The sequence below is a fragment of the Prosthecobacter sp. GW821-HT29F12 genome, assembly GCF_058803405.1.
Map to the genome: position 1 here is coordinate 3226598 of NZ_CM179517.1, position 10598 is coordinate 3237195.

The 10598-nt window shown below is 58.5% G+C and carries 8 protein-coding genes; 5 read left to right on the forward strand and 3 right to left on the reverse strand.

From position 1 onward, the window contains the following. Positions 1–20 precede the first annotated feature (20 nt). Positions 21–257, forward strand: a complete 237-nt coding sequence (gene rpsU, locus AC3RLQ_RS13440; protein WP_422319846.1) for a 30S ribosomal protein S21 — start codon at positions 21–23, stop codon at positions 255–257. A 214-nt stretch (positions 258–471) separates the two neighbouring features. Beyond that, on the forward strand, positions 472–1356 hold the full coding sequence (locus tag AC3RLQ_RS13445) for a polyphosphate kinase 2 family protein (protein WP_493037855.1): 885 nt from the start codon (positions 472–474) through the stop codon (positions 1354–1356). Between the two features lie 5 nt (positions 1357–1361). Here AC3RLQ_RS13445 and AC3RLQ_RS13450 read toward each other — a convergent pair whose 3' ends face one another. The 3 genes from AC3RLQ_RS13450 to AC3RLQ_RS13460 form a co-directional block, all read right to left on the reverse strand. After that, entirely contained in the window at positions 1362–4205 is a 2844-nt protein-coding gene (locus AC3RLQ_RS13450) for a PVC-type heme-binding CxxCH protein (protein WP_493037857.1), read from the reverse strand. Between the two features lie 69 nt (positions 4206–4274). Continuing rightward, positions 4275–5738: a hypothetical protein gene (locus tag AC3RLQ_RS13455; RefSeq protein WP_493037859.1), complete on the reverse strand. Its 1464-nt coding sequence runs from the start codon at positions 5736–5738 to the stop codon at positions 4275–4277. A 24-nt stretch (positions 5739–5762) separates the two neighbouring features. After that, positions 5763–7187 carry a Gfo/Idh/MocA family protein gene (locus AC3RLQ_RS13460; RefSeq protein ID WP_493037861.1) on the reverse strand — a complete coding sequence of 475 codons (1425 nt, stop codon included), beginning with the start codon at positions 7185–7187 and terminating at the stop codon, positions 5763–5765. Between the two features lie 115 nt (positions 7188–7302). Here AC3RLQ_RS13460 and AC3RLQ_RS13465 point away from each other — a divergent pair, with 115 nt between their 5' ends. Genes AC3RLQ_RS13465 through AC3RLQ_RS13475 form a run of 3 tightly spaced genes read left to right on the forward strand, consistent with a single transcriptional unit; the run spans position 7303 to position 10354 of the window. Further along, the gene (locus AC3RLQ_RS13465; RefSeq protein ID WP_493037863.1) at positions 7303–8262 is read left to right on the forward strand and encodes an ABC transporter substrate-binding protein; all 960 of its coding nucleotides are present in this window, start codon (positions 7303–7305) and stop codon (positions 8260–8262) included. Next, entirely contained in the window at positions 8259–9641 is a 1383-nt protein-coding gene (locus AC3RLQ_RS13470; protein ID WP_493037865.1) for a sensor histidine kinase, read from the forward strand. Before AC3RLQ_RS13465 ends, AC3RLQ_RS13470 begins: the two co-directional genes overlap by 4 nt. A gap of 38 nt (positions 9642–9679) precedes the next feature. Continuing rightward, entirely contained in the window at positions 9680–10354 is a 675-nt protein-coding gene (locus AC3RLQ_RS13475; protein WP_493037867.1) for a response regulator transcription factor, read from the forward strand. Positions 10355–10598 lie beyond the last annotated feature (244 nt).

A 10598-nucleotide genomic window follows, 5' to 3' on the forward strand; every position in this document is an offset into this window, starting at 1 on the left:
CAAACCACCCAGACCCGTTTATGACCGAAATTCAGATCCGTAAAGGCGAGCCCGTTGACCGCGCTCTCAAACGTCTCAAGACCCGCCTCGAAATGGACGGCATCCTCGAAGAAGTCCGCCGCCTGCGTGCGCATGAGACTCCCAAAGAACGCACCAAGCGCAAAGCCCGTGCTTCCGCCAAGCGTGGCAAGATCCGTTATCGCTTCACCCTGCCAAAGGCCCCCGGCGCTCCCGAGGCTCCTGTCACCGCCGCGTAATTCGGCTCAGGGAAAAGATCAATTTAAAGGGCGGGTTCATCCCCGCCCTTTTTTTGTGCCCGCATTGCTCGGACATCTTGAAGGGGCCACGGCCGCGGCGATCAAACCGGAGGTAATAACGTCAAGACGACATGAGGATTCCCTCAGCCTCATAGTTACTTCTGTTCATCCGGGTGCATTGCTGTTAATTCCTGCCATCTACTTTTCTGACCTCATGAAACTCAAACTCGACCTCGATGATTTCCGCGTGCCCGATGGCAAACCGTTTCGCATCAAGAAGGCGAAGACGAAAGTGAAGGATCTGTACAAGGACGATGCGCACTATGAATCCCTCATCGCCGAGTTCCGCACTGAGATCGACGACCTGCAGCAGAAGATGTATGCGCAGGACCGCCAGGCATTGCTGCTGGTGTTTCAGGCGATGGACGCCGCTGGCAAGGACAGCACGATCAAGCATGTGATGAGCGGTGTGAACACACAGGGCGTGGAGGTGCATGCCTTCAAACGACCCACGGCGGACGAACTGGACCATGACTTCATGTGGCGCACCTCACGCGTCATGCCGCCACGCGGTCGTATCGGCATCTTCAACCGCAGCTACTATGAGGAGGTGCTCGTCTGCCGGGTGCATCCTGAGATTGTGACCAAGGTGCAGCGCCTGCCCGCGCAAACGACGAAGAACATTGACAAGCTTTTCGCGGACCGGCTCAAAGACATCCGCAACTACGAGGCCTACTGCCACCGCAACGGCATCTTGATCCTCAAATTCTTCCTCAACGTGTCCAAGGATGAGCAGAAGAAGCGCTTCCTCGACCGCATCAACACGCCCAGCAAGAACTGGAAATTTGAAGAAGGCGACGTGGGCGAGCGCGGCCACTGGAAGGAATACATGGAGGCCTATGAAGATGCCATCCGCGTCACCGCCACTGAAGACTGCCCCTGGTATGTCATCCCCGCGGATGACAAGAAGAACATGCGCCTCATCGTCAGCGCCGCGATCCTGGCCGAGATGAAGAGCATGAAACTGAAGTATCCCGAACTGCCGCCGGAACAGACGAAGCACCTGCAGGCGGCGAAGCAGATGCTGCTGGCGGAGTAGTGTGATTACTTCAGGCTTCGCAGCCAGGCAACGAGGTCGAGGAGATCGACTTCGGGCATGGTTTGATCGAGGCCCTGCGGCATGAGGCTGGTGATCAGGGTGGTGTCTCCCGCGATGGTCTGATGCGCAATAGTCTTTTCCTGGCCGGCAATGTCGATGACGAGCAGGCCTTCGGCGGTGTGGGATTTGATCACACCTAAAGTCTGCTGACCGTCACTGGTTTCGATGACGTGCGCTTCGTAGTCGCGGGCGAGCGTGTTGCTGGGAAAGAGAATGCTTTCGAGCAGATCACGCTCGGTGCGGATGGCGCCGATGTGGGAGAGATCGGGACCGATGGGGCGACCGGCGGAGCCGATTTTGTGGCAGGCGATGCAGGTGCCCTTCCCCATCTCGAAGTTCTTTTTACCATTCACGGCATTGCCACTGGCGATGACCTTGTCAGCCAACGGGCCGAGCTGGCGCTTCTTGGCTTCGGAGGCGGCGACGGCAGCGTTGCAAGCTGGCAGGATGATGGTTTCAAAAATCTCAGGCGGCAGATCGCTAAACGCGGTGCGGTAAACGCTTTCCTGCTGACTGGCGATGACAGGGTTTTTCGCGATTTCACGCGCGAGTGTGCTGCCGACTTCAGGGTCTTTCGATTTGCGCACGATGCCGAGCAGCGATTTGAGCTCAACCGGTCCCAGCGTGGCAAACAGCGGTGCGAGTTCGAGAAGCTGTGGCTTCGCCAAAGGTGCGCTGGCGATCATGCCTGCGGCCTGAATCTTTGCGGCGGAGGATGAGGCGGCATCAGCGAGCACGCCTTTGACCATCGTGAATGTTTCGCCGGTGAGCTTGACGGACTTGGCGGAGTCGAGGGCCTTGAGACGAATGGCAAGCGGACGCTTGGTGTCGTTGGCGATGGTTTGGAGCGCGGCGTCGAAGTGCGGGGACTTGAGCTTCTTGATGGCGTCGAAGACCTGTGGTGTGGGGGATTCGGCGAGGAGTTTGTCGAGCGCTGGAAGCCAGGCATCGTTGGTGATGCCACTGGTCTGAGCAGCGAGGATGCTCAAAGCCGCCATGCGGACATCCACCAAGCCATGTCCGAGCATGGCAGTCATGAGCGACTGCGCGGATGGTTTCGCGAGGTGCCCGGAAATGACCTGTTTGATAAATGCCACTCTTCCTCGTGTGATGTCGGATGCTTTCAGCCATTCTGTGAAAGCCGCAGCTGCTATTTGGTCGCCATCTGGCATCACTTCGAGCGATCTCCGGATTGCATCAGCCAGCGGGGGTGACATTTCAGGAACGAGGCGAGGAAGCGAGCTCTCGATAATGCTGGCAAAACTCTTGTCGGAACCATGCCGGGCCAATTCAACCAACAGCCAACGGCTCACATATCGGTCCGAGGCAGGACCACTGTGAAAGGGGGGCTTCATTTGACGAAGCGCATAAATTAAAAGGTGCTCAGATGAAGGATCGAGCTCCTGGTCTAGCAACTGTCCCAGCACGCCTAAAACCTCACCTTCCTGCGGCCGATTTTTCGCAGTCCACTCCAACGCCTGACGCCGTGCGTGCTCATCATTCGACTTCAGCGCTGCGATTTGCGATTGGAGATCGGCTTTGCGGACAGAGTCATTCGTGCTCTGGATGGCGAGCTGCGGCTTCTTCGGTTTGATGCGATACACCGCGCCGAGCAGATCGGACTTCGCCATGAGGCTGGAGGGGCAGCCGATGCGGAACCAGCCGCCGGTGTCGATGAGGAGGAGTGAGCCGTCGCGCGGGTCTTCCATGACATCGGTGAGGTGGATGTCGGGATTGTGGAGGCGGAGGAATTCGTTTTCGACGGCCTTGTAGGTGCTGCCACTGGGGGTGAGCTCCATGCGGACGAGGCGCTGGGTGTTGAAGTGGGTGACCATGAACTGCTGAGCGCCCTGGTTCTTGGCCGGATAGTTCTTCCAGAAGCAGCAGCCGCTAACGGCGACGTGGCCGAAGTTGTACATGACGGGCATGGTTTCGAGGGTGCGCGGCAGATGAGCGATGGCTTTGAGCTGATCGCTGCGCTCATAGATGCCGCCGTAGAGCCAGTGGATGATGGTGTCGCCACGTGGCTGGGTGTAGTAGAGGTTCTGCACGCCGATGATGTCGCCGTCACGAGTGAAATCGACTTCGACAGGATTGTCACCGCAGCCGAGGGAGTGCCAGGCGACGTCGCTGCCATCCGGCTTGCAGCTCCAGATGCCGCAGGCGAGTGATTCATCCACCAGCGTGCCGTCCTTCTGCGCGACCTTGTGGCCTTTGCGACCATGGCACCAGTAGAGTCGGCCATTGGGATGCAGGAAGGGACCGTGGATGTCGGCGGCGTTGCCGGTATAGTCGAAGCCGCCGACGATCATTTCGCGCTGGTCGGCGACGCCATCATTGTCAGTGTCGGTCAGCTTCCAGATGCCGGGTGGTGAGCCGACGTAAAGGCTGCCGTTCAACCAGCAGGCGCCTTGGGGAAAGGTCATCTTGTCAGCGAAGACGGTGCTCTTGTCGAAGCTGCCGTCCTTGTCGGTGTCTTCGAGCAAGAGGACGCGGTTGGGCGGATTCGCTTCAAGCTGCGCCTTGTTCCAGTTCACGCCAACAGCATCACCGACAAAGAGACGTCCCTTGTCATCGAGACAGCCCATGATGGGATGGGTGACGAGCGGGGAGGCAGCGGCGACTTCGAGGGTGTAGCCGTCAGGAAGATCGTGCTTCGGCAAAGGGAGCGACGCCTTGCCGGTGACGACACCGGGGCGTTTGCCACTTTCGGGGATGGCGCTGCCTTTATCCGGAGGGAGATCGGCGGCGAAAACGGGGATGGCAAGGAGGAGAAGCAACTGGCGCATGATGGGAGTCATACGTAGCCAAGGAGGCGTCTCATTGCAGACAGACTGGCTTATCACCAAATTCCCCGCCTACAGCCGCCGAACTTCCTGAACTTCGAGGCCGGTGAGCTTCCATTCATCTTTCACCGGGATGATGGTGACGCGTGCATTGTAAATATTGACGCGGGGGTGGCTGTGGCCCCAGTGGCCGACGATGCCACGGGCCATCCAGTTGCAATCCGCGATGAAGCCTGCGCCCTTGGGATTGGCCTCCACTTTGTCCACCGTGGCGGAGAATTCGGCAATGGTGACACGGGTGCCTTCACGCCCGTCCAGCGTGAGGGCCTGGATGGTTTCGAGATAAAGTTTGCGCAGCAACTCGCCATCCACACTGCGGGCCAGAACGTCATACACATCCGACTCGGCGTGATGATCGAAAGCCCGATAGACATTGCGCAACAGCGGAGAGACAATCTTCTGCGCCTCCGCAACCTGGGTAATGGCCTGAGCGGCAGGCCCTGTATGTATGGGAAGTACGAGCAACTGGCTCATGAGCACCCCACCCAGCAGCCAGACGAAAAAATAGGGCAGACTGCCCCCCGGAAGCTTGTGATCTTTGACCTTGAGGTAGATGTAAAACGCAAGGCCGCCAACAAGCCAGAGAATGCCGCCCAGCGGCAGGCGAAATGGCTGCGGCAATGGAATCTGCGGCACGGCCACAAGCGGAGCCGGGCGGGGCATGCGGCCCTGATTGCGCCAGCGGAATGTTTTGATCGTGGAATGTATTTCCCCGGTCTCGCTCAAGGGGCCAAAGAAGACACGCACCGGCAGCTTGGTGGTGCCTTTGATCCAGCCTTTCCAAGTGACATTCATTTCATCCGGCCCCGGAGGTGTGGCAAACTCCCACATGAATCCGACGAGCGCCTGATTCAGGGCCACTTCTTCCCCCTCTTTCAAGGGCAGAGTATTCCCGGGCAAGCCCTTGATCACCGCCACCAAGGGCATCGGCACTTGCAGCGCCTGATCGCCGACGCTTAACGAGCACCAGTCCGAGGCACGCGATGCCATGGTGTCGACAATTTGCTTCTGCTGGTCGGCCGGGAGCGCCGCCGGCAGTGCAGCCTCAGGTGCCAGCCAGGCCAGCACGGTGGCCGCATCAAAGAGCACTTCAAAGCGCGTCTGGTAGGGCTCGATGTAGAGATACGCCTGGGCAATCGGCGCTGTGATGGTGACTGTGCTGCTGGCGGGCAATGGCGGCGGCGCGGCGGCAGACGGGACTGCTGGCGGTGGAGCCTCGGGTGAAGTGGCTGCCGGAGCTGCTGCCGGAGCTGCTGCCGGAACTCCTGCCTGAGGGGCAGGCTGGGGCAGCGGGCCTTTCATCTGCGGCGCGACCGGAACTGCCGGCCCCAGAGAGGGCAGTGTCTGCAAGGGCTGGAGCGGGCCGATCTTGATCGTATCCTGCGCCCGCATTCCAATGGGAGCGACGCTCCCAAGTACCACGAAGATCGTCAGGAGGACGCTGCACCAGTGCGATGTCAGGGAATTTTTTGGCATGCGATGGTGTTAGAAGACGCTGAATCAAAGCACCCACGGCTTGCGCCATTCCTTGGAGAGCAGACTGGAAGCGGCGGCATTGTCTGCGATGGTTTCCGTTTTCGGATCCCACTTCAAGCCTGTGCTGCCGCTGCGCAGGGCAATGTTTGCGAGGTGCGCGATGGTGATGCTGCGGTGTGAGACTTCGATGGGAGTCGCCGTCGGTTTGCCATCGTAGATGCAGGAGAGAAAGTTGTCCGTGTGGTCCTTGCTTTCATAGAGGTGAATTTCCTCAGGCCGGGTCTTCTCGCGCAGGATGTCCGGGCTGCTGGCGGTGATCTTGCCTCGGTTGACGTAGATCCATTTGCCGTCATCACCTTCAAACAAGACGCCGACGTGATCGAAGGGCTTCTTGGCGCTGGGCGTGGCCAGCGCGGCCTCCACTTCAGGCATGATCTTGTGCGTCGGACTGGCCACTTGCATGACAAGGCCGTTTTCATACACGCACTCAAAGGCAAACTCGGAGGCCGTGTTGTACAGCGCCGCCTTGTCCATGGTGCCGGAGACATTGCGCAGCTCGACGGGGCCGCTGAGCTGAGTGCCCATGCCCCACTGGGCGATATCGATGTGATGCGCACCGAAGTCTGTGATCATGCCGCCGGAGAAATTGAAGTTGTGGCGCCAGTTGAGCGGCAGCAAGGCGGGGCGGTAGTCCATGTGCTCGGCAGGGCCAAGCCACATCTCATAATCGAAGTCGGGCGGCAGCGGTGCTGGATTGATCTGGTCCGCCATGCCATTCCAGTTGGTGTGGCCTCCGGGCAGGCCGACGCGCACGCGCTTGAGTTTGCCGATGCGGCCATTTTGCGTCATCTCGCAGGCGAGACGGAAGTATTGATCACTGCGCTGCTGGCTGCCTGTCTGCCAGGTGACACCAGCCTTGGCGACTTCATCGCTCATGCGGCGGCCTTCGGCGATGTTGAGGGCCAGCGGTTTCTGGCCGTAGATATGTTTGCCTTTGCGCGCGGCATAGATGGCCAGGTAGGCATGCCAGTGGTCTGGAGTGGAAACCTGCACGGCATCGAGGTCTTCCTTCTCCATCATTTCGCGAAAGTCCGAATAGGCGGCACAGGCCTTGACCGGTTTGTTTGCCGACTGGGAGTAATGCGCGTCGATGATCTTTTTGCCGGCTTCACGCCCACCGGTCCTTTTGCCATCGTAGCCGTAGTGGCCGTACTCCTTCATGGGATCAGCCACGGCGATGACCTGGCACTTGGCGTTGTTGAGGAAGGAGGGCGTCCAGTCACCTGCAATCGTCCCCCAGCCAATGGCACCGACGGTGATGCGCTCCGAAGGCGCGGGGCGTCCGCCTTTTCCAAGAGCCGTGGCGGGAATGATGGTGGGAAAACCTAGCGCGGCGGCGCTGGCAGTCAGAAAATGACGACGCGAGACGGTGGGAATATCTTTAGCCATGCATTCAGTTTAGCGGAGGCTCTCGCCGTGGCCAGAAAGAAATGAAGAACTCTGGTGCAAGCAAAAGTGGACATGATGCGTCTGGTTGTTGCATCCTGTCAGGATGAAAGAACCCATGGCATTGCTGCAACGCTTCCTGCCCCTTTTGCTGGCCATTCTGCTGCTTGCGGCCGCATTTCTCCCGCATCACGAGAAAAAAAGTCGCCTTCGAATCGTCCCTGGTGTGTGGCCGGCTGCCGAGCCCCTGCTGGTGGCGGGCGACCTGCAAGTCCTGCCACCGAATCGCTTTCAAATCATTGAGATTACCTGGTCATCCGCCGTAGTCCGGGCATTTGGCAGTGGTGCCGCAGATGTGGCAGTGGTGACCTTGGACAGCGCACTGCGAATGCGGGAGGCGGGGCAAAAGCTGAAGGTGCTCAAGGTGCTGAGCCAGTCTGCAGGAGCGGATGCGGTTCTGGCGCGCTCTCAAATCCAACGGCTGCAGGACCTCAAAGGCAAGCGAGTAGGAGTAGAGCGCAGCGCCGGCTCCTACCTTCTGGCGAATGCGCTGGAAAGCGTGGGCATGACGATGACAGAAGTCGAAATGGTGCCCATGTTTCAGTCAGAGATGGAACCAGCCATGCAGGCCGGGCAGGTGGAGGCAGTGGTAGTCACGGATCCGTGGCTGACCAAGCTGACTCACAACGGCACTCACAGCCTTTATGACTCAACCCAGCTCAAGGTGCCCATCATATATCTGCTGGTGGCGTCTGAGCGGGCCTGCAGCTCCTCCCGTGAAGAGCTGGTGTCTTTGCTTCAAGTTCAGGAAAAAATGGCGGAGACGATATGGGCAGGCAAACCCTTCCTGGGAATGGATGCCGTCCTGCGACGTGAAAATCTGGACGCTGCCGAGCTTTCATCATGCCTCGGGCGTCTGCGACGGCTGAACAAAACTGAAAATGTGGAAAAGCTTAAACAGCTCCCGCAACTGGCGCTGCAAATGGAGGATCAGATGATCCGCGCCGGCATCATCTTGTCCAAGCCGGCGGGCGGTGCATGGATCGATGACAGCTTTACGAAGGAGGCGCTTCCTTGAAACTGTTTCACTCCATCCAAAGCCGCATCACACTGAGTGTGTTGTCGTTTGGTCTTCTGATGATTCTGCTCAATAACTGGAGAAATCAGCATTGGCTGAAAGACCGCCGGCTCGTACGCCTGGAGCAGGAGGCTACTGAAACAGGCAGCCGCCTGGCCGGCCTGCTGCAGCACCTGTCCCGCAAGCAGCAGGAGCGTGCCGCCGAACTCGAGATGGCCTACGTGTCCCTTTCTGCCGACGTGGATCTGGGCCTTGTATGCAACAAGGAGGGGATCGTCAGCTGTTCGACCCACATGCAATGGAAGCGGATGGACGTCCTGAAAACACCGCTGGCAGCAGAATGGCAGCGGCACGCTTCTGTGCTGGACACGATGGCGCCTACATTTGAATGGAACGCTGAAAAAACCAGCCTGGTGGTGATGGTGCCTTTCTTTGAAACGTACGAATCCAACAGCCGCGCTGCGATCTTGATCCGCTACGATGCCACAATGGCGCTGGTCGAGGTAAATGAGGAAGCCTGGCAGGAGTCTTTGCGGCAGGCCGGGGTGCTCCTTGCATCATGCCTGCTGCTCTGGTTCGCCCTGGACGAACTCATCACGCGCAGGGTGCGCCGAGTGGTGGAAATTTTGCGAGCCGCCAGCTCCACGAACGGCCTCCCGATGACATTGGAAGGGCATGATGAGCTCTCCATGATCTCCGTGGAATTTGCCGGGGCGGTGACCAAGCTCAGGACGGCGGAAAACATGGTGCTCGAAGCCGCAGAACAGGAGCGCAGGAAGATCGGCAGAGACTTGCATGATGATCTCTGCCAAAGACTCTCAGCGATCAAAATGAAAGCAGGAGTCGTGCAAGGGATGATCCATGAAAAAGATGGCAAGATAGCCACCCTCGCCGGGCAGGTGGCTGAAGAGCTCTCAGAATCGACTGTGATCGCGCGCAGCATGGCGTGGGGGCTTGCTCCTGTGGGCATCGAGAATCACGGATTGAAAGATGCGCTGGAGAATGTGCTGGGGTTTGCCGAGAAGTCATACATGGTGCGGTGCTCGCTCGACTATTCCGATTTGAGCCCATCACTCACCGGGAGCTCCCAGGAACTGCTCTTCCGCATTGCGCAGGAACTGGTCATCAACGCCTGCAAGCATTCCAAGCCGGATGTCATCACCATCACCGTAAGAATGGAAGATGCCAATGTGGTGTTGAGCGTGATTCATGATGGAACTCCATTTATAGAACGCACCGCATTGGACGGGCACGGCATGGGCCTGCATCTCATGGGCCAGCGGCTGCGCACACTCTCTGCAACACTGGAGAGAACCATTGAAAAAGGCGAACGGGATTTCTCGATTGCCATTGTGCGGATCCCGCTAAAGAATCCATGATGCAAAAACGGGCGGTTGCCCACGAAAACCTCGCACCCATGAAAACCAATCCCACACAAGCCGCCATACGAATTGCCATCGTGGATGACCACACCATGATGCGTGAGGGATGGCGGCTCTTCATTGAAAATGCCGCGGATCTGGCTTTTGCCTGGATGGCCGGAGACGCCTCTGAAGCGGTGCGCAAAGTGGACGAGGACACACCGGATGTACTCGTCGTGGACATTTCTCTGCCAGACCGCTCAGGGCTTGAACTCATCAAGGATCTCCGCCTGCTGCGCCCGAAGCTGCCCATGATTGCCATTTCCATGCATGATGAGAAGCTTTACGCGCAACGCGCCCTCAAGGCAGGGGCACGCGGCTATGTGATGAAGAGCGCCCCGCAAAAGGTGCTGGAACAAGCCCTGCACCGTGTGGCGAGCGGCGGCATAGCAGTCAGCGAGGAAATGTCCGAGGAAATCCTGAAAGCTTTTTCCTCCGGCAATGCCGCCGAATCCAAGGATTCCATCTCAGAGCTGAGCGACCGTGAGTTTGAAGTCTTCGTGCTGATCGGCCAAGGGAAGAACACAGGTCAGATCGCTGAGGCGCTGCGAATCAGCACCAAAACCGTGGATGTTCACAAAATGAACATTCGTGCAAAACTGGGGATGAATGAGACGGGCGAACTGGCTTATTTCGCCATTCGATGGGCGGAAGGGCAGAAAGCGAACTGAGCGCAAGCGAGTTCCCGGTGACAGTTGGACTGCTGGTTTTGCAGTTCTTTGAGCGCTGCCAGTCTCCAATTCTAAAGTAGCTTACCTTGCTGTTGATTCATGGCAGAGCTGGCATGCCCGTATCTCTGACTCAGCCATGGCCTTTAATGGCATGACGGATTCCTTTTAAACGCTGCCAGCTGCCCCTTGCAGCTGGCTGGCATCATTTCAGCCAGCCAGCATCAGGACGAATGGCCGACCACTA

Coding starts and splice junctions, on each gene's coding strand:
- rpsU (WP_422319846.1), top strand. CDS start 21: ATGACCGAAATTCAGATCCGTAAAGGCGAGCCCGTTGACCGCGCTCTC.
- AC3RLQ_RS13445 (WP_493037855.1), top strand. CDS start 472: ATGAAACTCAAACTCGACCTCGATGATTTCCGCGTGCCCGATGGCAAA.
- AC3RLQ_RS13450 (WP_493037857.1), bottom strand. CDS start 4,205: ATGCGCCAGTTGCTTCTCCTCCTTGCCATCCCCGTTTTCGCCGCCGAT.
- AC3RLQ_RS13455 (WP_493037859.1), bottom strand. CDS start 5,738: ATGCCAAAAAATTCCCTGACATCGCACTGGTGCAGCGTCCTCCTGACG.
- AC3RLQ_RS13460 (WP_493037861.1), bottom strand. CDS start 7,187: ATGGCTAAAGATATTCCCACCGTCTCGCGTCGTCATTTTCTGACTGCC.
- AC3RLQ_RS13465 (WP_493037863.1), top strand. CDS start 7,303: ATGGCATTGCTGCAACGCTTCCTGCCCCTTTTGCTGGCCATTCTGCTG.
- AC3RLQ_RS13475 (WP_493037867.1), top strand. CDS start 9,680: ATGAAAACCAATCCCACACAAGCCGCCATACGAATTGCCATCGTGGAT.